This window comes from Pseudomonas sp. Pseusp21 (assembly GCF_059492145.1).
Genome location: NZ_CP168520.1, coordinates 1457873 through 1481798 on the forward strand (window position 1 = coordinate 1457873; position 23926 = coordinate 1481798).

The 23926-nt window shown below is 61.0% G+C and carries 19 protein-coding genes; 7 read left to right on the plus strand and 12 right to left on the minus strand.

The features are described from left to right. Nucleotide 1: 1 nt before the first annotated feature. Together ACEN93_RS06485 and ACEN93_RS06490 are read right to left on the minus strand one after the other, a co-directional pair. Nucleotides 2-1399 (minus strand): FAD-dependent oxidoreductase, encoded by a 1398-nt coding sequence (locus ACEN93_RS06485; protein WP_495611546.1) that lies wholly within the window; start codon nt 1397-1399, stop codon nt 2-4. 66 nt (nt 1400-1465) lie between these two features. Then, nucleotides 1466-2791, minus strand: a complete 1326-nt coding sequence (locus ACEN93_RS06490) for an MFS transporter (protein WP_414882711.1) — start codon at nt 2789-2791, stop codon at nt 1466-1468. A gap of 270 nt (nt 2792-3061) precedes the next feature. On the opposite strand from ACEN93_RS06490, the gene ACEN93_RS06495 reads away from it, so the two are divergent. After that, nucleotides 3062-3934 (plus strand): LysR family transcriptional regulator, encoded by an 873-nt coding sequence (locus ACEN93_RS06495; protein WP_134333874.1) that lies wholly within the window; start codon nt 3062-3064, stop codon nt 3932-3934. Between the two features lie 159 nt (nt 3935-4093). Here the strand turns inward: ACEN93_RS06495 and ACEN93_RS06500 are convergent, their stop codons facing one another. Then, nucleotides 4094-4954, minus strand: coding sequence for a LysR substrate-binding domain-containing protein (locus ACEN93_RS06500; protein WP_163975876.1), 861 nt, complete (start codon nt 4952-4954; stop codon nt 4094-4096). Nucleotides 4955-5067: 113 nt separating this feature from the next. Between ACEN93_RS06500 and ACEN93_RS06505 the strand changes: the two genes are divergently transcribed. The 3 genes from ACEN93_RS06505 to ACEN93_RS06515 all read left to right on the plus strand — a co-directional run bounded on the left by ACEN93_RS06505 (nt 5068) and on the right by ACEN93_RS06515 (nt 7811). Continuing rightward, a complete protein-coding gene (locus ACEN93_RS06505) occupies nt 5068-6177 on the plus strand; it encodes a 2-aminoethylphosphonate--pyruvate transaminase (RefSeq protein ID WP_495611204.1) in 1110 nt (369 codons plus the stop codon). 57 nt (nt 6178-6234) lie between these two features. Further along, nucleotides 6235-7062 carry a phosphonoacetaldehyde hydrolase gene (gene phnX, locus ACEN93_RS06510; RefSeq protein ID WP_074689041.1) on the plus strand — a complete coding sequence of 276 codons (828 nt, stop codon included), beginning with the start codon at nt 6235-6237 and terminating at the stop codon, nt 7060-7062. 194 nt (nt 7063-7256) lie between these two features. Continuing rightward, nucleotides 7257-7811 carry a cytochrome b gene (locus ACEN93_RS06515; protein ID WP_039767559.1) on the plus strand — a complete coding sequence of 185 codons (555 nt, stop codon included), beginning with the start codon at nt 7257-7259 and terminating at the stop codon, nt 7809-7811. Here ACEN93_RS06515 and ACEN93_RS06520 read toward each other — a convergent pair. Continuing rightward, complete coding sequence (locus ACEN93_RS06520; RefSeq protein WP_103386201.1) at nt 7808-8716, minus strand: 1-aminocyclopropane-1-carboxylate deaminase/D-cysteine desulfhydrase; 909 nt, start codon at nt 8714-8716, stop codon at nt 7808-7810. The two genes, ACEN93_RS06515 and ACEN93_RS06520, sit on opposite strands and share 4 nt — an antisense overlap. Before the next feature lie 41 nt (nt 8717-8757). Continuing rightward, on the minus strand, nt 8758-10797 hold the full coding sequence (locus tag ACEN93_RS06525) for an NADPH-dependent 2,4-dienoyl-CoA reductase (RefSeq protein WP_103386202.1): 2040 nt from the start codon (nt 10795-10797) through the stop codon (nt 8758-8760). A gap of 205 nt (nt 10798-11002) precedes the next feature. Here ACEN93_RS06525 and ACEN93_RS06530 point away from each other — a divergent pair, with 205 nt between their 5' ends. Both ACEN93_RS06530 and ACEN93_RS06535 read left to right on the plus strand, forming a co-directional pair. Next, nucleotides 11003-12133 carry a nitrilase-related carbon-nitrogen hydrolase gene (locus ACEN93_RS06530; RefSeq protein WP_039767693.1) on the plus strand — a complete coding sequence of 377 codons (1131 nt, stop codon included), beginning with the start codon at nt 11003-11005 and terminating at the stop codon, nt 12131-12133. Between the two features lie 3 nt (nt 12134-12136). Next, nucleotides 12137-13177 (plus strand): AraC family transcriptional regulator, encoded by a 1041-nt coding sequence (locus tag ACEN93_RS06535; protein WP_039767566.1) that lies wholly within the window; start codon nt 12137-12139, stop codon nt 13175-13177. Nucleotides 13178-13497: 320 nt separating this feature from the next. On the opposite strand, the gene ACEN93_RS06540 is transcribed toward ACEN93_RS06535, so the two are convergent. After that, a complete protein-coding gene (locus ACEN93_RS06540) occupies nt 13498-14355 on the minus strand; it encodes a DUF2242 domain-containing protein (RefSeq protein WP_039767568.1) in 858 nt (285 codons plus the stop codon). A gap of 92 nt (nt 14356-14447) precedes the next feature. Next, nucleotides 14448-15347 carry a LysR family transcriptional regulator gene (locus ACEN93_RS06545; RefSeq protein WP_495611205.1) on the minus strand — a complete coding sequence of 300 codons (900 nt, stop codon included), beginning with the start codon at nt 15345-15347 and terminating at the stop codon, nt 14448-14450. A gap of 122 nt (nt 15348-15469) precedes the next feature. Between ACEN93_RS06545 and ACEN93_RS06550 the strand changes: the two genes are divergently transcribed. Next, on the plus strand, nt 15470-16675 hold the full coding sequence (locus ACEN93_RS06550; RefSeq protein WP_495611206.1) for an MFS transporter: 1206 nt from the start codon (nt 15470-15472) through the stop codon (nt 16673-16675). Between the two features lie 60 nt (nt 16676-16735). On the opposite strand, the gene ACEN93_RS06555 is transcribed toward ACEN93_RS06550, so the two are convergent. From ACEN93_RS06555 to clpP, 5 genes are all read right to left on the minus strand, one after another. After that, complete coding sequence (locus ACEN93_RS06555) at nt 16736-18607, minus strand: SurA N-terminal domain-containing protein (RefSeq protein ID WP_495611207.1); 1872 nt, start codon at nt 18605-18607, stop codon at nt 16736-16738. A 231-nt stretch (nt 18608-18838) separates the two neighbouring features. Then, entirely contained in the window at nt 18839-19111 is a 273-nt protein-coding gene (locus ACEN93_RS06560) for an HU family DNA-binding protein (RefSeq protein ID WP_002552737.1), read from the minus strand. A 148-nt stretch (nt 19112-19259) separates the two neighbouring features. Continuing rightward, the gene (gene lon / locus ACEN93_RS06565) at nt 19260-21656 is read right to left on the minus strand and encodes an endopeptidase La (RefSeq protein WP_039767614.1); all 2397 of its coding nucleotides are present in this window, start codon (nt 21654-21656) and stop codon (nt 19260-19262) included. Between the two features lie 162 nt (nt 21657-21818). Further along, entirely contained in the window at nt 21819-23102 is a 1284-nt protein-coding gene (gene clpX, locus ACEN93_RS06570) for an ATP-dependent Clp protease ATP-binding subunit ClpX (protein WP_007951558.1), read from the minus strand. A 113-nt stretch (nt 23103-23215) separates the two neighbouring features. Continuing rightward, nucleotides 23216-23851, minus strand: a complete 636-nt coding sequence (gene clpP / locus ACEN93_RS06575; protein ID WP_007951559.1) for an ATP-dependent Clp endopeptidase proteolytic subunit ClpP — start codon at nt 23849-23851, stop codon at nt 23216-23218. Between the last annotated feature and the right edge of the window lie 75 nt (nt 23852-23926).

Genomic DNA, 23926 nt, shown 5'->3' on the forward strand with positions numbered 1-23926 from the left:
CTCAAGCCTTGTCGGCCTTGCCCGCCGCCGCCGCGAATTTCGCCAGACGCACATCAAGATGCCGGGGCCGCCGACCGTGATCCTCGGCGCGCTCCTTGCGGCGAATGGCGTTGCGCACCATCAGCGAGCCGAGGTAGCGGATCGGCTCCGGCGGAAAGTAACCCAGCGGCCCGTTGACCAGTGGCGAACGCGTCCACGGGTTGTCGAGGCCCTGCACCAGCGAGGCGAGAATCTGCCCGCCCATGTGGCACGGCCCGACACCGCTGCCGGAATAACCGAAACCGTAGAACACATTCCCGCTGGAACTCATCCGGCCGAAGAACGGCAGGCCGGTGACCGAGCGATCCGAGGGGCCGTTCCAGGTTGCGTCGACTTTCACATCGGCAAAGGCCGGGAAGAAGTCGTCGAGGCTGCGCTTGAGCAACCCGGTATAGGGCGAGGGCTGGTCGAACACCGGCAACATCCGCCCGCCGTAAGCGAAGGTATTGCCGCCCTTGCCGAGCATGATCCGGCCGTCCGGGGTGTTGTGGTAGTAGTGCACGAAAATCCGCGAATCGAGCACGGTCACGCCGCTGGTCAAACCGATTTCCTGCAACAGATCCGGACGCGGTTCGGTGATCAACATGTCGCTGGAGACGATCGCCACACTGCGCTCGAACTGCGGGAACGCACGGGCCATCCACGCGTTCATCGCCAATACCACACGGTCGGCGGTCACCCGGCCGTTCGCCGTGTGAACGCGCGCCGGACGGCCCTCTTCCAGCCCGGTCATCGCCGTGCCTTCATGAATCCGCACGCCCAGATGCAATGCCACCCGCCGCAAGCCGCGCACCAGCTTGCCCGGCTGCACGCTGGCGGCGGCCGGCGAGAACCAGCCCTCCAGGTGCTTTTCCGAACCGGCCATGCGCTGAACATCGGCGACCGGCCGCTGGGTAAACGAGTTGATGCCATTGCGCTCCAGCGCCGCAATCACCGCATCGGTCGAGCCGCATTGCGCGCGGTTGGTGGCGGTGTAAAGCGTGCCGTCGAGGCGGTAATCGGCATCCACGCCGTACTGCTCGCAGAACTCGCCGATGGCGTGGATGCTGCGCTCGGATTCCTTGACCAGCCGCACCGCCTCCTCGACGCCGAACAGTCGTTCCAGAGTGAAGTACTTCGCCGACCACGACAGCGCACAACCGCCGTTGCGCCCACTGGCGCCGGCGCCGCAAATGTCGGCTTCGATCAGCAACACATCGAGCTCGGGGTTCTGCTGCTTGAGCATGATCGCCGTCCACAACCCGGTGTAACCGCCGCCGACGATACACACGTCGGTGCGCACCTCGCCTTGCAGCGGCGGGCATGGTTCGGACGTGTCGAGCTGCAAAGCCTGCTCCAGCCAAAACGGTCTCATGAAAATTCTCCAGTCAGTCGGCCACGGTACAGCCTGCCGCGAGTGCCGCAGCAGGCCGCGAGGCGAGGGTTTTCAGTTACGCAGGGGTTTGATCGTCAGGGCGCGGTTGGGCACGTAGGCACGTGGTTCCATGACGCCGACCGGGCGGCTGTTCCAGTGCGGAATCAGCACCAGCGCCGAAAACAGCGCGCAACCGGCGAACACGATGAACACCGTCACCGAGTCGAAGTAACCCGGCAGCAAACCACCGAGCACCGCACCGACCGAGCCGCAGCCGTTGACGAATCCGGCCGCCGTGGCGCCGGCCCTGGCCTTGCCGAAATCGATGGCGGCCGCGCCGCTGATCATCGAGTCCGGGCCGTACAGGGTCAGGCCCATCACGAACAACAATGCGACCACCAGCATCACGCTGCCGGTGTGCAAGGCGCCCATGAACAGCGCGAGGGTCACGGTCAGCGCCAGCAGACTCAACACGCAGGCCGGCATGCGGCGGGCGCCGAACAGTTTGTCCGAGGCCAGGCCGATCATGATCGGACCCAGCAGGCCCGCCAGTTCAAATGCCGTTGGAATGATCGCCGCACCGACCTTGCCGACCGAGGGCATCTGTTCGAACACGATCACCGGGCCCCACAGCAGAATCGCGTAACGCGCCGGTTTCAGCAGGAAATACGCCAGACCCAGCACCAGCACCGTGCGGTTACGGAGGATTTCCTTGAGCGGCTCCCAGACGCTGAGTTTGCTGTTGGCCTCGGCTTCTTCGGTGCTGATCACCGGCTCCGGCTCCACGGCGGGCAGGCCGACGTCTTCCGGTTTGTCGCGCTGGAAGATAAAGAACAAAACCGCCACCACCGCGACCACCGCCGCGCTGGAAATGAACGCCGCGTGCCACGAACCGATCAGCGTGTACGCCCACCAACCGGCGAACGGCGAGGCCACCAGACCGCCAAATGCATAACAGGAACTCCACAACCCGAGCACGCGCCCGCGTTGTTCGGAAGGGAAGAAACTGCCGAGGTTCTTGCACAACCCCGACCAGCCGGTGGACTGCGCCAGCCCCTGAATCAGCATGCAAGTGGCGAAGATCGGCAGCGTCGCGAAACTGCCCATCACCAGCGCCGCCGCAGCGGAAATCAGCAAACCGCCCAGGACAACAACCCGAGGACCGAAGCGGTCGGCGAGCATGCCCCAGGTGAACTGGCCGATGGCATAGGCCGCGAGGTAAATCGCGTCGAGGTTGGCCATGGCCATTTTGTCGAGGGTGAAGCTTGGGTCTTCGGCGATGCCCAGTTTGGCCACCGAAAAGGCTTTGCGGGTGAAATAGAACGCGGCGTAAGCGAGCCAGGTGACAGCGAAGATCTGCATGCGCCAACGCGCAAGGGTGCCGATGTGCTTGTTCATTGTGGTTCTGACCTCAGGGTGTGAGTGTGCCGGCAGAATCGATGAGTAAACGCCTGTGTTTTTATTGTTGAGCACTGCGATATCACCTCGTCCCTTTGGCGACACCGGTCAGATGAGTCCTGGTTTTGCACGCACAGGCTCATGGCCAGCATCGCTGCCCGACCGGGCAGTCAGCGTTGGCGTGAGCCGATCAAAGCAATTACTGTTTAATAAATAAAATCGATTTATCGTATTTCACACATAAGCTCAGCTTGTTACTGGAGTCAGAACATGTCGGTTTCACACGCACAGCTCAAAGCCTTTCACGCCGTGGCCGTGCACGGAAGCTTCACCAAGGCCGCCGAGCGGCTTTATCTGACGCAGCCGGCGATTTCCGACCAGGTGCGCAAGCTGGAAGAACGCTTCGGTGTGTTGCTGTTCCATCGCAACAAACGCTCGGTGCGCCTGACCGATTTGGGCGAACGCTTGCTGGCGATCACCCAGCGTCTGTTTGTGGTCGAGGCCGAAGCTCAGGAGTTGTTGCAGGAGTCTCAGGCCTTGCGGACCGGCAGCCTGATTCTGGCGGTGGATGCGCCGGTGCATGTGTTGCCGCAGATCGCCCGGTTCTGCGAACGCTACCCGGGGATCAGCGTAAAGATCGAGACCGGTAACACCGATGAATCGCTGTTCCGACTGTTCAACTATCAGGCCGATCTGGCGTTGCTGGGTCGCGATGTCAGCGATGAACGCCTGCTGTGTGTGCCGCTGCGCAACGACCCGATGGTGGCGTTCGTCTCGCGCCATCATCCGTGGGCCGAGCGTGAATCGATCTGCCTGGAAGATCTGGACGACACGCCGCTGGTGCTGCGCGAACACGGCTCGGTGACCCGCCAGACCCTGGAAGAAGAAATGGCCCGCGCCGGCTTCCGCATCCGCCCGGCGATTCAGGTCGAGGGCCGGGAAGCGGCGCGAGAGGCGGTGGTGGTGGGGATTGGCGTGGGGGTGGTGTCGGCGGCGGAGTTTGGTGCGGACTCACGGGTTTGCGCGCTGCCGATCACCGATTGCACCCGGCGGTTGACCGAGACACTGGTGTGCCTGCGCGAGCAGAGTTCGCGGCGGGTGGTGGCGACGTTTCTCGAGATGGTTCGCGAAAGCCTGGTGTAGATCGTTCCCACGTCGAGGCGTCGATCGTTCCCACGTCGAGGCTTCGAACCGTCCGCGTGGGAATGCAGCCCGGGACGCTCCGCGTCCCATTCGAGAGCTGGAACGCGGAGCGTCCCTTGAGGCATTCCCACGCAGAGCGTGGGAACGATCTCGTGGGTATCAGGTGGGAGCCAACCCGAAAAACGCCTGAATCAACCGCAACTCCCGCCGCCGCTCCACGCAGCCGATCATGTGCCGGTTTACCAGCCCTTCTCCGGCAATGGGAATCGCGACGACACGGGGGTCATGACTGACCTCCACCGATGACACCACCCCTACCCCCAACTCAGCCGCCACCGCCTCTGTCACCGCCTCGCGGCTGTCCAGTTCCAGCAACACCCGTGGGCTGACCGATGCCTGGGCACAGGCCTGATCAAACGTGCGCCGGGTAATCGAACTCGGCTCGCGCAAGACCATGATCACCTGATCCAGCTCCTTGAGCCTGACCTCACCGCTGCGAGCCGCCCACGGATGTCCCGCCGGCACCAGCGCGCAGATTCGCGATTCACTCAACGCTTGCAGATGCAGCCCTTTGCGCGGTTCGACTTCGGTCAGCACAGCCACATCGGCATGCTCGGACAACAACGCCGCCAACGTTTCCTGAGCGTTGCCCAACCGTAGATTCACCGTGATCCCCGGATAGTGCGCCCGCAGGCTGGCAAGCATCGGCATGACCATGTGCGGGCCGTCCGCCGCCACCTCAAGGCGTCCGGTCAGCAACTGCCGATTGGCTTCCAGCAGCGCCTGCGCCTCTTCGGCCATGCCGAACATCGCCCGGGTGATTGCCGCCAGTTTGGTGCCCTCCTCGGTCAGCTCGACCCGGCGCGCGGTGCGTCGTAACAGGGTGATTTGATAATGCTCCTCCAGCGCCTTGATGTGTCCGGTGACCGCCGGCTGGCTGATGAACAACCGCGCGGCGGCACGGGTGAAGCTGCCTTCCCGGGCCACGGCGTCGAAGGCGCGGAGCTGGAACAGGTTCATGAATAACCCTCACTGATGACTGGCATAACAACAAACAATTTGATTGATGATCCGGCGAATTGCAACGTAGGCCCCGTAGCTTCATCCCACAGCGCTATCGCGAGGACACACGAATGAGTACTGCCGCACCCATCCTGCTCACTCCCGGCCCGTTGACCACCTCGGCCCGCACCCGCCAGGCGATGATGGTCGACTGGGGTTCATGGGATGACCGCTTCAACCAATTGACCGCCAGCCTGTGCGAGCAACTGCTGGCGATCCTCAACGGCGCCGACAGCCACCACTGCGTACCGTTGCAGGGCAGCGGCACCTTCGCCGTCGAAGCTGCGATCGGCACCCTCGTCCCCCGCGACGGCAAGGTGCTGGTGCTGATCAACGGCGCCTACGGCAAGCGTCTGGCGAAAATCTGCGAAGTGCTCGGCCGCTCGTTCAGCACCTTTGAAACCGCTGAAGACGAACCGACCACCGCCGCCGACGTCGACCGCCTGCTGCGCGCCGACGGCGAGATTACCCACGTCGCGCTGATCCACTGCGAAACCAGCACCGGTATTCTCAATCCGCTGCCGGAAATCGCTCAGGTCGTCGAACAACACGGCAAACGCCTGATCATCGACGCCATGAGTTCCTTCGGCGCCTTACCGGTGGATGCACAAAAAATCCCGTTCGATGCGCTGATCGCCGCCTCCGGCAAATGCCTGGAAGGCGTGCCGGGCATGGGCTTCGTGTTTGCCCGCAAGGAATCTTTGGCCGCAGCCGCTGGCAATTCGCATTCGCTGGCGATGGACCTGTTCGACCAGCACAGCTACATGAAGAAGACCGGCCAGTGGCGGTTCACCCCGCCAACCCACGTAGTCGCGGCGCTGCACGAAGCGCTGCTGCAATACAACGAAGAAGGCGGCCTGCCGGCACGGCATGCGCGTTACGCCGCCAACTGCCAGGCATTGATGGAAGAGATGGGCAAACTCGGCTTGCGCAGTTTCCTGCCTGCTGCGATTCAGGCGCCGATCATCGCGACCTTCCACGCACCGAAAGATCCGCGCTACCAGTTCAAGGACTTCTACGAACGGGTCAAAGCCAAGGGTTACATCCTCTACCCCGGCAAGCTGACCCAGGTCGAAACCTTCCGCGTCGGCTGCATCGGCCACGTCACCCCGGCGCAGATGCGCGAAGCCGTCGCGGCGGTGGGTGAAGTGCTGTGCGAGATGGAAGTGCTCGACATCTGATTCACCCGGCCCGCTCCCTTATTTGAATTGCATCGCCCACACAGGATTCTGACCAACATGAACTACAACAACCCAACCCAGCTGCAAGCCGCCATCCTCGACTGGGCCGGCACCGTGGTCGACTTCGGTTCTTTCGCTCCGACCCAGATCTTCGTCGAAGCCTTCGCCGAGTTCGACGTCCAGGTCTCCATCGAAGAGGCCCGTGGCCCGATGGGCATGGGCAAGTGGGATCACATCCGCACCCTGTGCGATCAGCCGCAGGTTGCCGAGCGCTATCGCAAGGTGTTCGGTCGCACCCCGACCGACGACGACGTGACCGCGATCTACAACCGCTTCATGCCGCTGCAGATCGAGAAAATCGCCGAGCACTCGGCGCTGATTCCCGGTGCGCTGGAGACCATCGCCAACCTGCGTCAACAAGGGATCAAGATCGGCTCCTGCTCGGGCTATCCGAAGCAAGTGATGGACAAGGTCGTGGCACTGGCCGCCACAAACGGCTACATCGCCGACCACGTCGTCGCCACCGACGAAGTGCCCAACGGTCGCCCATGGCCTGCGCAAGCGCTGGCCAACGTGATTGCACTGGGCATCGACGATGTCGCCGCCTGCGTCAAGATCGACGACACCGTGCCGGGGATTCTCGAAGGCCGTCGCGCCGGGATGTGGACCGTGGCGCTGATCTGCTCCGGCAACGCGCTGGGCCTGGATTACGAAGGCTATCGCGCACTGGGCAGCGACGCGCTGGCCAGCGAGCGCAAGCGCATTCACGCGCTGTTCGACGGCTCGCGCCCGCACTACATGATCGACACCATCAGCGATCTGCCGGAAGTGATCGCCGACATCAACAAGCGCCTGGCCAACGGCGAGATGCCGCAAAGCAGCTGATTGCATCCATCGCGGCAAAAAAAACGCCAGTGTCTGCCCGACACTGGCGTTTTTTCATGGGCGTTTTCAGTCAAATCGCTGACTCAGCTCAGTGAAAGCTTTTTAGCCTCGGGCAAACGCGCCAAAGGGGATTACAGTTAAGGCATGCCGTCGCAGAACGGCACGCTTGAGCCCTGAACCGTGAGGAACGCCGTATGCCGTGGACAAATTCCGAATCCCGTTACAGCACCGTGTCGATCCTGTTGCACTGGCTGATGCTGGTGCTGTTGGTGCTGGTGTACGCCAGCATGGAATTGCGCGGGCTGTTTCCCAAGGGCAGTGGCGGTCGCACGCTGATCCGCGAAGTGCATTACATGCTCGGGCTGACCGTGTTCGTGCTGGTCTGGTTTCGCCTGTTCGCCCGCAGCCTGGGCCCTGCGCCGAAAATCTTCCCGGCTTCGCCACAGTGGCAAACCGCCCTCGCACGCTTGATGCACTGGGCCTTGTACCTGTTCATGATCAGCATGCCGATCCTCGGCTGGCTGATCACCAGCGCCGAAGGTCATCAGGTGATGTTCTACGGTTTCGACCTGCCGTTGCTGGTGAGTGAAGACAAGGTGTTCGCCAAAGAGGTCGAGCACTGGCATGTGCTGATCAGCACCATCGGCTACTGGCTGATCGGTCTGCATGCGCTGGCGGGGATCTATCACCATTACGTGGTGCGCGATAACACGTTGCTGCGGATGATGCCCAAGCGCAGCCAGGGTTAACCGTCGAATCCGCGCCGGCCCTGCAAGCCGCCGGTGTGGACGAAGATCAAGCGCGAACCCCGGGCAAAGCGGCCCGCCTCGATCTGTTGTTTGAGCGCCAGCAAGGCCTTGCCGGTGTACAGCGGTTCGAGGGGAATGCCGCTGGCCTGTTCGGTTTGCGCGATGAATTCAAGCAGCGCCGGATCGACTTTGGCGAAACCGCCACGGCTGGCGTCGATCAGCTCGTAGCCTCCCATCTCACCGACAATTGCCTCGACATTGGTTGCGGCCCCGTGATCGTCGGGCACGGCCATTGCGCCGTACACCGCATGTTGTCCGGCCTCGGCCAACACCAATCCCGCGAGCGTGGTGCCCGTGCCGCAGGCCAGCCACCAACCGTGGTAGTCGTCCCAGCCAAGTTTGCCGAGTTGTTCACTGACCTGATCCTTCAGCGCCTCGCACCCCAGCGCCCCCGGCAAACCGCCGCCCCCTTCGGGCACCGGATGCAGCGTCGGATATTGCGCCTGCCACGGCTGCCAGAACCCCGGCTCGTGTCGCGCCCGATAGCCGCCGTAACCAAGCCAGTGCAGTTGCATGCCGAAATCCTGCAGATCCCTGACCGTCGGCGTGTCCTGCGGATGCCCGCGCAATAACCCGACGGTTGTGAATCCCAGGCGTTTGCCCGCAGCCGCCAGTGCATGCAAATGATTGGAGTGCGCACCGCCCAGGCTGATGATGCCTTCGGCACCCGCACGGTCGGCGGCGTTGAGATGTTCGACAAGTTTGAACCACTTGTTGCCGCTGATCAGCGGATCGATACGGTCCAGGCGCAGGACCGCGACTTCAATGCCGGCGGCGGTGAGCCAGTCCAGATGAAAGGGATCGAGGGGGGCTTGAGGTAGCCAGTCGGTGGGAGGCAGAAACATGAAGGCCGGCTCTGTGCAAAGAGCCGGCATTCTAGGGTGGATCAGAGCTCGGCGGCCAGACGCGAGCCCTGATTGATCGCACGTTTGGCATCCAGCTCGGCCGCCACATCGGCGCCGCCGATCAGGTGCACGTTCTGCCCGGCTTCGACCAAACCGTCGTGCAGCTCGCGCAGCGGATCCTGGCCGGCGCAGATGACGATGTTGTCCACCGGCAGCACTTGCGGCTCGCCGGTTTCGCCGATGCGGATGTGCAGGCCTTCGTCGTCGATTTTCAGGTATTCGACGCTGTTGAGCATCTGCACCTGCTTGTTCTTCAGACCGGTGCGGTGAATCCAGCCGGTGGTCTTGCCCAGACCGTCGCCGACCTTGGATTTCTTGCGTTGCAGCAGGAACACGTCGCGCGCCGGTGCGTGCGGTGCAGCCTTGATCCCGGCCACGCCACCACGGGCTTCCAGATGCATGTCGATGCCCCACTCTTTCCAGAACGCGGCGCGATCCTGACTGGTGGCCACCCCTTCGTGGACGAGGAATTCCGACACGTCGAAACCGATACCGCCGGCACCGATCACCGCCACACGCTTGCCGACCGGTTTGCGCTCGAGCAGCACATCCAGGTAGCTCAGCACTTTAGCGTTGTCGACACCCGGAATCGCCGGAAGACGCGGCGCAATGCCGGTCGCCAGAATGACTTCGTCGTAACCGCCCTCGACCAGTTTCGCCACGTCAACGCGGGTGTTCAGGCACACCTCGACGTTGGTGGTCTGCAGTTTACGTTTGAAGTAACGCAGGGTTTCGTAAAACTCTTCCTTGCCCGGCACACGTTTGGCGACGTTGAACTGGCCACCGATTTCGCTGGCCGAATCGAACAGCGTCACCTGATGCCCGCGCTCGGCGGCCACGGTGGCGGCGGACAGACCGGCAGGACCGGCACCGACCACGGCGATCTTCTTGATCTGCTTGACCGGCAGGTAGTTGAGTTCGGTCTCGTGGCAGGCACGCGGGTTGACCAGGCAACTGGTGAGCTTGCCGCCGAAGGTGTGATCGAGGCAGGCCTGGTTGCAACCGATGCAGGTGTTGATTTCGTCGGCGCGACCTTCGGCGGCCTTGTTGACGAAGTCCGGGTCGGCGAGGAACGGCCGCGCCATCGAGACCATGTCGGCATCGCCTTCAGCAAGGATCTGCTCGGCAATTTCCGGGGTGTTGATGCGGTTGGTGGTGATCAGCGGAATTTTCACCGAGCCACGCAGCTTGGCCGTGACCTTGCTGAACGCCGCACGCGGCACTTTGGTGGCGATGGTCGGAATCCGCGCTTCGTGCCAGCCGATGCCGGTGTTGATGAGGGTCGCACCGGCCTGCTCGATGGCTTTGGCCAGGGTGACGATTTCTTCCCATGTGCTACCGCCTTCCACCAGATCGAGCATCGACAGACGGAAGATGATGATGAAGTTCGGGCCGACCGCTTCACGTACGCGGCGTACGATTTCCACCGGCAGGCGCATGCGGTTTTCGTAGCTGCCGCCCCAACGGTCGGTGCGGTGGTTGGTGTGGGCGGCGAGGAACTGGTTAATGAAATAACCTTCCGAGCCCATGATTTCCACGCCATCGTACTCGGCGGTCTGGGCCAGAACCGAGCAGGTGACGAAATCGCGGATCTGTTTCTCGATGCCTTCCTCGTCCAGCTCTTTGGGCTTGAACGGGTTGATCGGCGCCTGGATCGCGCTCGGTGCGACCTGTTTCGGGCTGTAGGCATAACGGCCGGCGTGGAGGATCTGCATGCAGATCTTGCCGCCCGCATCATGCACGGCACGGGTGACGATGCGGTGCTTGAGCGCTTCTTCCTCGGTGGTCAGCTTGGCCGCGCCGGAATACACACCGCCCTCGTCGTTCGGACCGATACCGCCGGTCACCATCAGGCCGACACCGCCACGGGCACGCTCGGCGAAATACGCCGCCATGCGTTCGAAACCACCCGGCTTCTCTTCAAGGCCGGTGTGCATCGAACCCATCAGGGTGCGGTTGCGCAACGTGGTGAATCCCAGGTCCAGCGGGGCCAACAGGTGCGGGTATTGAGTGGCGGTCATCGTTAACTCCACAGCAAGCAATCACGGAAAATGCGGGAGCTCTGCGTCCCCCGTCAGTCATGCTCGACAGATTAGGAGTCGCATCGCTGTCACTCAATGACCGTAACTGACAAGTTATTGATCCAAATGCGCAGCGCCCCTTGGCAAGCCGGGGCTGGCGCCCTACCCTGTCCGCACACCCTGTACCCGGTTGCTGTTGGATTTCATGCGCAAACTTCTGTACCTGACTTTTTCCATGGCGCTCATCGCCGCGCTCACCTTCTACGCCATGTGGGCGGCTGACCGTCCGGCCGGTCATTACCTGTCGGACCTGCGGATCAAACTCGCGGTCGATCAGGGCACCCCAGCCGATCGCGGCAACCTGCTGGGCATCCAGCCCGAGCTGTTCCCCACCGACTACCAAAGCCCCGAACGCCTGCACCGCAAGCTCGCCGCCTATTTGCAGCAGGCGCAGGATCAAGGCCTGTTGAATGAAAAAACCGTGGTCATCCTGCCGGAGCATGTCGGCACCTGGCTGATGATCAGCGGCGAAAAAGACGAGCTGTACCAGGCCGCCACCCTCGCCGAAGCAATGAACTGGCTGGCGGCGAGCAACCCGGTGCAGTTTGCTCGCGCCTGGCTCACCGCCAAGGGCAGCAGCCGTCTGGATGACGCGCACCTGCGCATGAAGTCCCGGGACATGGCCAAGGACTATCAGGCACTGTTCGGTGGCCTGGCCAAGGAATTCCACGTCACTCTGGTGGCCGGCTCGATCGTGCTGCCTGAACCGAATATCACCAACGGCCGACTCAAGGCCGGCAGTGGCGCGCTGTACAACAGCACGGTGGTCTTCGGTCGCGATGGCGCCCCGCTCGGTCAGCCACAGCGGCAGATGCGCCCGATCTTCGATCAGGACGAACCATCCGGCACTCGCGCAGCTTCCCGGATCAATGTGATCGACACCCCGGCCGGACGCCTCGGCGTGTTGATCGGCAGCGACAGTTGGTATCCGGACAACTACCGCAAACTCGACGAGCAAGGCGCGCAGCTGATCGCGGTGCCCGCGTTCGTCGTCGGTCATGGCGTGTGGGATCAACCGTGGAAGGGTTACAAGGGCTTGAGCGTGCCGGACTCGGTCAGCCTTAAACCGGGAGACGTCAGTGAAGGCCAGGCCTGGCATCAACTGACCCTGACCGCGCAACCGTCGGCCAGCAAGGCGCTGGCCGGTATGAGTGTGTTCCTGCGCGGGCAGTTCTGGGACAAGCCGAGTTCCGGGCAAAGTTTCCTCAGCAGCAACGGCCAGCAATTCGCCGACAGCGAAGCCCGCGGCGCGCGCCTGCTGAACCTCTGGTTGTAACCCGTGAAACCGCTGCCGATGCGCCTCGGGGATCTGTCGGTGGGCTTCGTCCACAGCCTGGCCGATGCTGTGCGCAGCCATGACGTCGATCCGCTGCCATTGCTCGAACAGTACGGCCTGGATGCCGCACGGCTGGCCGAAGCCGGCGCCCGCCTGTCGATCCCGCGCTACATGCGCCTGGGGCATGGCGCGATTCAGCTGACCGGCGATCCGGCATTGGGTTTGCGCATGGGCCGGCTCAGTCGCCTGAGTCAGGCCGGGCTGGCCGGTGTGACCGCCGCGCAGGCGCCGACGGTGCGCGAAGCCGCTCGCTGCCTGACTCGCTTCGAACCGTTGTACGGCTCCAACTATCGTGGCCAGTCGAGTTTCCACGAGGACGCCAGCGGTGCGTGGCTGCGCTTCTACTCGATCAGCCCGTACAACGCCTACAACCGCTTTGTGGTGGATTCGATCATTGCCGGCTGGCTGCATCAGCTGTCGAGCGTCAGCCCCGAGCCCATGCGCGCCGAACGGATCGAGATCGAATTCGACAGCCCGGATTATCGCGACGCCTATGCGGTGCTCGGCGAATGCCCGATCCAGTTCGGCGCTGAACACAATCAACTGCGCCTGAGCCTCACCAGCCTGGCCCAACGCAACCCGGAGCATTGCCCCAGCACCTGGAAACATTTGCTCGGTTTGTGTGAACGGGAACTGGAGCAATTGACCCGCACCCGCAGCCTGCGCGAACGCATCACGCAATTGCTCGGGCCGTTGCTCAATGGTGGCCGGGAACCCGACCTGGAAGAAGTGGCAGCACGCCTGAAGCTGCCGACCTGGACGTTACGGCGCAAACTGGCCGAGGAAGGCACGCAGTTTCGCGCGATCCTCAATGACACCCGCCGTGATCTGGCAATGACCTACATCCGCGACACCGAACTGGCATTCGGTGAAATTGCCTACCTGCTGGGCTTTGCCTCGGCCGAAGCTTTCCAGCGCGCCTTCAAGCGCTGGAACGGCCAGACACCGGGCGAATTTCGCCGCAGTCACCGCAAGACAGGCTGACGCCTTACAGCTCGGTGGCGTCTTCCGCAGGCTCTGGTGAATCCAGCTCAAAGGCCTGGAATTCAAGCAGTTCTTCTTGATAGTCATCCATTGCGTAATCCCCCTACTACTTGCTTGAAATGGCCTGGAACAAATGACCAGTGCCTCGAGCATAAAGTGCCCGTGTGAAGGAAAAATGAAACACGGCCTTCATGAAATAAACGTAGCAGGCGGTCAGGAATTTATCGCGGGAAATTTTTCGACGGGGCTTGCAGGAAGAAGCTCAAGGGAGACAACAAAACGCCACGCGTCCGACAGGGGTCGGAGGCGTGGCGTGAAGTTCACTGCCCGGAGGCAGGCATGGCCGGGATCGGCTCGGAGGGCGGCGGTATATCCGTCGGATTGGCCGGTGGCGTGATGGTTTCCGTGGCGGGCGCAGGCTCGGTAACCGGTGCCGGGGTAATCGGCGCCGCTTCCGCTGGCGGCGCTACCGGCTCGGAACTGGCAGGGGTCGCTTCTGCAGGCGCTGGCGTCGGTGCTGCAGCGGGCTCGGCGGCCGGTGCTGGGGCCGGTTCAGCCGCTGGGGCTGGAGCCAACGGAGCCGGTGCCGCTTTAGCCTCCGGCACACCCAGGTCGGTCTTCGGTTTTTCGGTGATGTGCGCGGCCTTCTTCGCGTCAGCCGGCAGGAACAGCTCGACCAGCGTGAAGAAACGCTCGTAGAACTTCTGCGACGACACGGTTTCGCTGGCCACCTTGACCATCGAATCGTCAGACGAGCCGATCGGCATCGAGACCGAGCCCAACACGCCAACCCCGAGGCTGGCCGAGTTGTTGGTCTTCTTCAGCGCGTAGCGGTCCTGCAGGGCGTTGGCGAACACGGTGGCGTGATGGCCGGCGCTACCATCATCGGCGCATACCACGTTGAAGCTGATCTCCAGGTGGGTTTCACCGGTCTGCTGGAAGCTCTTGTGCCCACTGACCAGTTTCGGGTCATTGCTGGTAATGATGTAGCCCTGGCTGAGCAACGCTCGGCGGGCCGCTTCGCAACTGGCGGTGTCGGTCACCGGATAATTGCGCGAAAAGGTGCCAGAGTCGTCGAAATTCTCATGCTCGTAGATAGGCTTGTCCTTGGAGCAGCCGGCAGCGGCGGTCAGCAACAACGCCAACCCGATGAAACGCACGGGAATAGAATTCAACATTAAACATCCTGAGGGAAAACGGTCCGGGGCGTATTGTGCAACAGATCGCTGCCCCGCGGCGTATGGATTAGTGTCTTAAAACAGTTACAACTCTATCGACCTTCAGTGGCAGGAAAAAGTCGCGCCGATAAATGATCGATGAACACCCGCAACTTGGCGGTTGCATGCCGGCTCGACGGCCACAGCACCCAGAACTGTCCGACGTGCTCCAGATGCTCATCCAGCACGCGCTGCAGGCGACCCTGCTGCTGCGCCTCAAGGATCATGAAGTCCGGCAGACAAGCGATGCCCATGCCCGCCAGCGCTGCATGCCGCACGGCTTCGATCGACGTACTCACCAGGCGTGTCGGCAAGGTCGGCTCGGGAGCGCCCTCCTCGCGTTTGAGCGGCCAGGGCTCCAGTTTGCCGGTGGCGTGAAACGTATGGCGCAGGCAAGCGTGCTCCGCCAGATCGGCCGGGGTGTGCGGTTCGCCGCGTTCGCGCAGGTAAGCAGGACTGGCCACCAACACCATATGAAACTCGCCCAACGGTCGTGCCATCAGTCGCGAGTCCCGAGGCTTACCCGTTCGGATCACCGCATCGAAGCCCTCTTCAACCACATCGACCATGCGATCGGTCAGGTCCAGATCCAGTTCGATCTGCGGGTACAGCGCCATGAACCCGTTCATGACCGGCATCACCAGGTCATGCACCTGGGGCAGGCTGACCCGCAACTTGCCGTGAGGCGCCGCTGCGGCATCGCACAGTTCAAATTCCGCCGCCTCCACTTCGGCGAGGATCTTGCGGCAACGTTCAAGAAACAGCGCGCCTTCACTGGTCAGCGTGATGCTGCGAGTGGTGCGGTGAAACAACCGCACATTGAGTCGTGCCTCCAGTCGGGCAATGCTTTTGCCGACCGCCGACGAAGACACGCCCTGCAGGCGGCCGGCCTCGGTAAAGCTGCGGGTTTCCGCCACCTGCACAAACACTGAAATACTGCCCAGGCTGTCCATTCATCCCTCCCTGATTCACGACATTCTTGTCCGAGATGTTCGGAACCCTAACCTGTTTTTCCCGAATGTGCAGCGCCCTACCCTATGGCCTTCGTCTCCTTTGGCAAAATGGAAACCCGCCCATGAACGATGCGCCACTCACTTCCTCCACGCTCGCCGGCACCGTCGAACCCGCAGAACGATTACCGCTGGGCGCACTGCTCGCACTGGCCACCGCCGGGTTCATCACCGTGTTGACCGAGGCGATGCCTGCCGGCCTGCTGCCGCAGATGAGCGCAGGGCTCGATGTTTCTCAGGCACTGATCGGGCAACTGGTCACGCTGTACGCGATCGGTTCGATGCTGGCGGCGATTCCGCTCACCATTGCCACCCGAGGGTGGCGTCGACGCCCGCTGCTGCTGGCGGCCATTGGTGGGTTTGCCATCGCCAACAGCATCACCGCGCTGTCGGAGCTGTACTGGCTGACACTGATTGCACGTTTGATCGCAGGCGTGTTCGCCGGGCTGCTGTGGGCTTTGCTGGCGGGGTACGCGAGTCGGATGGTGGCACCCCACTTACAAGGCCGGGCGATTACGGTGGCCATGCTCGGGGCGCCGCTTGCGCTGTCGCTGGGCATTCCGGCCGGGACGCTGCTGGGTACGGCAGTCGGCTGGCGCCTGAGCTTCGCGATCATGACCGGGCTGACCGTGCTGCTGGTGATCTGGGTGCGCTGGCAAGTGCCGGACTTTGCCGGTGAGCGCGCCGGTAAACGCCTGCCACTGCGTCAGGTGTTTACCTTGCCGGGCGTGCGATCCGTGCTGTTCGTGACCCTGTCCTACGTCGTCGCGCACAACCTGTTGTATACCTATATCGCACCCTTTCTGCAGCCTTCGGGGCTTGGCGGAGAAATCGACCGAGTGTTGTTGGTGTTTGGCTTGGCGTCGGTACTGAGCCTATGGATCGTCGGCAGCCTGATTGATCGCTGGCTGCGTCAGCTGGTATTGGTCAGCGGCTTGTTGTTTCTGCTGTCGGCGATCGCACTGGGCTTGTGGCGCGAATGGCCGGGCGTGGTCTACACCGCCACCGCCGTCTGGGGGCTGGCATTCGGCGCGATGCCCTCGCTGTTGCAGACGGCCCTGGCGAAAACCGCCAGGGAGGCTGCCGACACCGCGCAATCAATGCTGGTGACGCTGTGGAATGTCGGCATTGCCGGTGGCGGACTTGTCGGAGGCCTGCTGCTGAACAACCTGGGCGTCGGAAGTTACCCATGGATTGTCGCGGGTCTGTTGCTGCTGACCCTTTATGCGACCGTCAATGCCCGAAGCCATGGTTTCCCGAACGCCGGATAACGCGCACAAAAAAGCCCCGGATTTTCATCCGGGGCTCGGGTCTTGCGGCTCAGCCAGGCATCAGAAACGCTTGATGTCGGCTTCGGCTTCCAGCTGCTTGCGATACGCCGCGAAGTCCTGCTGACCCACACGCGAGGCGAGGAAGCGACGATATTGCGCTTTCTCTTCATCGGTCGGAGCCGCCGCTTCGTTCACGCCATTAAGGCGCACGATGGTCAGGCTACCGTCCGCCAGCGTCACGCTGGTGAAGGTCGGCTTGTCCTTGGCGGCCGGTTTCGGCATGCGGAACAACGCTTGCAGCACCGCTGGATCAACGCCTTCCTGAGCGCGGTTCGCCGCTTCAGTGACTTTCCAGCTCTGACCGTCCACCGCTTTGTCCAGAGGGGTCTTGCCATCACGCAGACTGGCGATCAGTTGCTCCGCCTTGGTTTTGGCAGCCGCGCTGGCGTGCTCTTTGGTCAACTGGGTGCGAATGGCAGCGGCCACGCTTTCCAGCGGCAATTGAGTCGGCTTGAGGTGCTCCTTGGCGCGCAGCACGATCACGGTTTCCGGATCCAGCTCGATGGCGGTGCTGTTGGCACCCTCTTCCAGCACCTCGGTGCTGAACGCGGCAGTCACCACGGCACGGTTGGCTGCAACGCCTTCGCCACCTTCACGGCCGAACGGCTTGGAGGTGTGCACGGTCAGCTTCAGATCCTGCGCCGGCTGGGCCAGGTCGGATGCTTCGAACGAAGAGTCTTCCAGTTGCTTGGTCGCCTCGACGAAACGCTGCTCGACTTGCTGGGTTTTCAGCTCGCGAGTCAGCTTGTCTTTCAGGCTGGCCAGAGTCGGCACTTCAGGCGCCTCGACACCCAGCAGCTTGATCAGATGGAAACCGAAGTCGGTGCGAACCGGCTCGGAAACCTGATCCTTGTTCAGCGAATACAGGGCTTTCTCAAAGGCTGGATCGTAAACGCCAGGACCGGCATAACCGAGGTCACCGCCGTTGTTGGCCGAACCCGGATCCTGCGAGAACTCCTTGGCCAGCGCTTCGAATTTCTCGCCCTTGGCCAGACGCGCCTGGACTTCTTCGATCTTCGCCTTGGCCTGGGCTTCGGTGGTTTTGTCGTTGACTTCGATCAAAATGTGCGCCGCACGACGCTGTTCCGACAGGTTGGCGATCTCTTTCTGATACGCCGCCTGCAGGTCTTCGTCCTTGACGGCGACCTGATCGAAGAACGAAGCCTTCTTCAACTCCAGGTAATCGATGACCACTTGATCCGGGGTCATGAACTCCTTGGCGTGCTCGTCGTAGTAAGCCTTGACCTCGTCATCGGTCAGCTTCACGGCCGAAGGGTCAGCCTTGATGTTCAGCGTGGCGAAGTCGCGGGTCTGTTTTTCCAGACGGGCGAAGGCCAGCACCTGAGCATCGGTCACGAAACCGCTGCCCGCCACACCGGCGCGCAGTTGGCCGATCAGCATTTCCTGAGCCAGCATCTGGCGGAACTGCATGCGGCTGTAGCCCAGTTGACGGATCACCTGATCGAAACGGTCGGAGCTGAACTTGCCGTCGACCTGGAATTCAGGCGTCTGCAGGATCACTTGGTCCAGGGCCGCTTCGGAGAAAGCGAATTTCGATTGTTCTGCGCCTTGCAGCAGCAGCTTGCGATCGATCAGACCCTTGAGGGCCGATTCGCGCAGCATTTTTTCGTCCAGCAAGGAAGCGTCGAAGTTCTTGCCCAGTTGTTGCATCAGCTGACGGCGTTGCATATCCACCGCCTGGCTCAGCTCGTTCTGGCTGATTTCTTCACCGTTGACCTTGGCCGCCTCATTCTTGTGAGTCGTGGCCTGGAAAATGGCGTCGAAACCGGTCAGAGCCATCAGTGCAACGATGACCCCGATAATGGTCTTGGCAATCCAGCCTTGTGAATTGTCCCTGATATTCTGCAGCATGCGTCCCCCAGAAACGGTTGAACTTCAAAATTAGGCAACCGTGGAGCGTGGGTAGAATCCGGATAGAAGAAAGGCGCATCCGAGGATGCGCCTTCTCGTAACTGGCGGAGCGGACAGGGCTCGAACCCTCGATCCCGGTGTGACAGGCAGCTATTCCAACCGCCTGCTCTACCGCTCCGCTGCCAAGTCAGGCATAACCCCGACCCGGATGGGTAAAAACCTGAATCAAACTTAGTTGACGGCTTCTTTCAGGGCTTTACCGGCTTTGAAACCTGGTTTTTTGGCTGCCGCGATTTCCAGAGTCTTGCCGGTCTGTGGGTTACGACCGATGCGAGCTGGACGATCAGTCACGGAGAAAGTACCGAAACCAACCAGAACAACGGAGTCGCCAGCCTTGAGAGCGCCAGTGACGGATTCGATTACAGCGTCCAGCGCACGGCCAGCAGCAGCTTTCGGGATATCAGCGGATGCAGCGATAGCATCAATCAGTTCCGACTTGTTCACTCTAAGTCCCCTTATATCTATTTGAGTATGATTCTAAGTTTTTTGGTGAAAGCAAAAACGAGTGCTGAATGGCCTACAGACACTTAAGAGCCGCTTTATAACAAGGGCTCTAAAAAGCTGTCAAGGAAGCCCCCCAGGCAAAAGCGTATTAATGCGTGCTAATTCTTTCCTTAGAGTCAGACTCACGTTTTTCGTCCTTGGCAACTATCTCCGGAGCCACATCCGGCAAGGGCTCCGGCGCGTATTGCAGCGCAATTTGCAGGACTTCGTCAATCCATTTAACCGGTTTGATCTGCAGATCCTGCTTGATATTGTCAGGAATCTCCTTCAGATCACGCACGTTCTCTTCCGGAATAATCACTGTCTTGATTCCGCCACGGTGAGCGGCCAGCAGTTTTTCCTTCAGACCGCCAATGGCGAGAACTTGACCACGCAGGGTGATCTCGCCGGTCATGGCGACATCGGCGCGCACAGGAATACCCGTCAAAGCCGACACCAGTGCGGTACACATGCCTACACCAGCGCTCGGGCCGTCTTTCGGAGTAGCGCCTTCCGGCATGTGGATGTGGGTGTCGCGCTTCTCGTGGAAGTCCAGGGGGATGCCCAGACTCTTGGCACGGCTGCGCACAACGGTCAGGGCCGCAGTGATCGATTCGACCATTACGTCACCCAGCGAACCGGTCTTGATCAGTTGACCTTTGCCCGGCACCACAGCGGCTTCGATGGTCAGCAGTTCGCCGCCCACCTGAGTCCAGGCCAGGCCGGTGACTTGTCCGATCTGATCCTGCTGCTCGGCCAGACCGTAGCGGAACTTGCGAACGCCGAGAAAATGTTCCAGCAGATCAGCTGTCACTTTTACCGAGAAGCGTTTTTCCAGCGCGTGCTCTTTGACCGCCTTGCGGCAGACCTTGGCAATCTGCCGCTCGAGGCCACGCACACCGGCTTCGCGGGTGTAGTAACGGATGATGTCGCGGATCGCTTCTTCGTCGAATTCCAGCTCGCCCTTCTTCAGGCCGTTGGCTGCAACCTGTTTGGGCGACAGGTACTTGACCGCAATGTTGATCTTCTCGTCTTCGGTGTAGCCCGGCAGACGGATGACTTCCATCCGGTCCAGCAGCGCCGGTGGAATGTTCATCGAGTTCGAGGTGCACAGGAACATCACATCCGAGAGGTCGTAATCGACTTCCAGATAGTGATCGTTGAAGTTGTGGTTCTGCTCCGGATCAAGCACTTCCAGCAATGCCGACGCCGGGTCGCCACGCATGTCGCTGCCCATTTTGTCGATTTCATCGAGCAGGAACAGCGGGTTGCGGACACCCACTTTTGTCATCTTTTGAATCAATCTTCCTGGCATCGAACCGATGTAGGTCCGACGGTGACCACGGATTTCCGCTTCGTCACGCACGCCACCGAGGGCCATGCGCACGAATTTGCGGTTGGTGGCATGGGCGATCGACTCGGCCAGCGAGGTTTTACCCACGCCCGGAGGACCGACCAGGCACAACACCGGGCCACGGATTTTCTTCACGCGCTTTTGCACGGCGAGGTATTCAAGGATGCGTTCCTTGACCTCTTCGAGGCCGTAGTGATCGGCGTCGAGAATGTCTTCGGCACGGGCCAGGTCCAGACGTACCTTGCTCTGGGCCTTCCACGGCACTTGAACCAGCCAGTCGATGTACGAGCGCACCACGGTGGCTTCAGCGGACATCGGCGACATTTGCTTGAGCTTGTTCAGCTCGGCAGTGGCCTTGGCCAGCGCGTCTTTCGGCAGACCGGCAGCGTCGATGCGCTTCTTCAGGTCTTCGATTTCGTTGTGGCCTTCGTCGCTGTCGCCGAGTTCTTTCTGAATGGCCTTCATCTGCTCATTCAGGTAGTACTCGCGCTGACTGCGCTCCATTTGCTTTTTGACGCGGCCACGAATGCGTTTTTCGACTTGCAGCAGGTCGATCTCGGCGTCCAGCAAGGCCAGAACGTGCTCGACCCGGGCCGACAAATCGATGATTTCGAGGATCTCCTGCTTCTGCTCGATCTTCAGCGCCATGTGCGCAGCCATGGTGTCTACCAGGCGGCCAGGCTCGTCGATGCTGTTGAGAGACGACAGGACTTCAGCCGGGACTTTTTTGCCCAACTGCACATATTGTTCGAACTGCGACAGCAGGCTGCGCACAAACACTTCGGATTCGCGCTCGGCGGCGTCGACTTCGTCGATCAGCGACACTTCGGCACGGCAGTGGCCATCGACTTCGCTGAAGCGCTCGACAGCGCCACGCTGCTCGCCTTCGACCAGAACCTTGACGGTGCCGTCCGGCAGCTTCAGCAGCTGCAGAACGGTGGCGATAGTACCTACGCGATAGAGAGCTTCTTCACCGGGATCGTCGTCAGCCGGGTTTCTCTGGGCCAGCAGCAGGATCTGCTTGTCACCCGTCATCGCGGCCTCGAGGGCTTCGATGGATTTCTCGCGCCCCACGAACAGCGGGATAACCATGTGCGGATACACAACGACATCACGCAATGGCAGGAGAGGCAATTCGATGGTGGTCTTCATGATTTCGCCTCTACGGCGGCCATATGGCCGTAATCAGATGGAATTAAGCTTGAAACCAAGATGGGGGTTGCCTTGAAAAAAAACAAGCGCAAAGCGGATGTAAAAAACGACATAAAAAAAAGAGGCCCGAAGGCCCCTTCCTTGTTCCGGCAGGCTGGGCGCTTACGCGTCCGGCGCCGCCTTGGCAGCCGGCTCACTGTTTTCGTAGATATACAGTGGCTTGGACTTGCCTTCGATCACGCTTTCATCGATCACGACTTTGCTCACCTCGGACTGCGAGGGGATTTCATACATCGTGTCGAGCAGTACACCTTCGAGAATCGAACGCAGGCCACGGGCACCGGTTTTACGCTCCAGGGCACGCTTGGCGACCGATTTCAGCGCGTCGGAACGGAATTCCAGATCCACGCCTTCCATCTCGAACAGCTTGGCATACTGTTTGGTCAGGGCATTTTTCGGCTCGGTGAGAATCTGCATCAAAGCAGCCTCATCCAGCTCGTCCAGCGTCGCAAGAACCGGCAGACGACCGACGAATTCCGGGATCAGACCGAACTTGACCAGATCGTCAGGCTCGACTTCACGCAGGGATTCACCGACTTTCTTGCCTTCTTCCTTGCTGCGCACTTCTGCGTTGAATCCGATACCACCCTTGGTGGAACGGTTCTGAATGACCTTCTCCAGACCGGAGAACGCACCACCGCAGATGAACAGAATGTTACGGGTATCAACCTGAAGAAATTCCTGCTGCGGATGCTTGCGGCCACCTTGCGGCGGAACGGAAGCGACCGTGCCTTCGATCAGTTTGAGCAAGGCCTGCTGCACGCCTTCACCGGAAACGTCCCGGGTGATCGACGGGTTGTCGGACTTGCGCGAAATCTTGTCGATTTCGTCGATGTAGACAATACCCATCTGGGCTTTCTCTACGTCGTAATCGCACTTCTGCAGCAGCTTCTGAATGATGTTCTCGACGTCTTCACCCACGTAACCCGCCTCGGTGAGGGTGGTTGCGTCGGCGATGGTGAACGGAACGTTCAGCAAGCGGGCCAGAGTTTCGGCCAGCAGGGTTTTACCGGAGCCTGTCGGGCCGATCAGCAGGATGTTGCTTTTGCCGAGTTCGACGTCGTCAGCCTTTTTGTCACGCTGGTTCAGACGCTTGTAGTGGTTGTACACCGCTACTGCCAGAACCTTCTTGGCACGTTCCTGACCAATGACATACTGATCAAGGATGCCGCTGATTTCTTTAGGCGAAGGCAATTTATGCGCGCTGCTTTCGGCCTGTGCTTCCTGCACCTCCTCGCGGATGATGTCATTGCACAGGTCGACGCACTCGTCGCAGATAAAGACCGAGGGGCCGGCAATCAATTTGCGTACTTCATGCTGGCTTTTGCCACAGAAGGAGCAATAGAGCAGCTTGCCGTTGTCCTCGCCGTTGCGGGTGTCAGTCATTCGTTCGATCCAAATCCGATAGGCTTGCAACACAAGATGAAGGCTATTGCGGGCTTTTTCAAGCCCGCCGCTGATCAGACGCGCCGACCAAGCCTATTTTGAGCTGCTTATTTTTAAGCTGGGCGCTGGTTGATCACTTCGTCGATCAGACCGTATTCCTTCGCAGCTTCTGCACTCATGAAGTTGTCGCGGTTGGTGTCGCGCTCGATTTCTTCAAGCGTACGGCCGCTGTGCTTGGCCATCAGCGTGTTCAGACGCTCGCGGATGAAGAGGATTTCCTTGGCATGGATTTCGATGTCCGATGCCTGCCCTTGGAAACCGCCCAGTGGCTGGTGAATCATCACGCGCGAGTTCGGCAGGCAGAAACGCTTGCCAGGTGCACCGGCCGTCAGCAGGAATGCGCCCATGCTGCACGCCTGACCGATACAGGTAGTCGATACGTTTGGCTTGATGAACTGCATGGTGTCGTAGATCGACATGCCCGCTGTCACCGAACCGCCCGGGGAGTTGATATAAAGATGGATGTCCTTGTCCGGGTTTTCCGCTTCAAGGAACAGCAATTGCGCGCAAATCAGGTTGGCCATGTAGTCCTCTACCGGACCCACCAGAAAGATCACTCGTTCCTTGAGAAGACGCGAGTAGATGTCATAGGCGCGCTCGCCACGAGCAGATTGCTCGACAACCATCGGGACCAGGCCGCCGGCGGCCTGGATATCAGAGTTCTGCTGAATATAGGAATTACGGAACATGCTCTGCAGTCACTCCCAAATAGTCATGTCTTGAATACGCATAAGCCAGCTCGAAGGCTGGCTTATGGTGTGTGC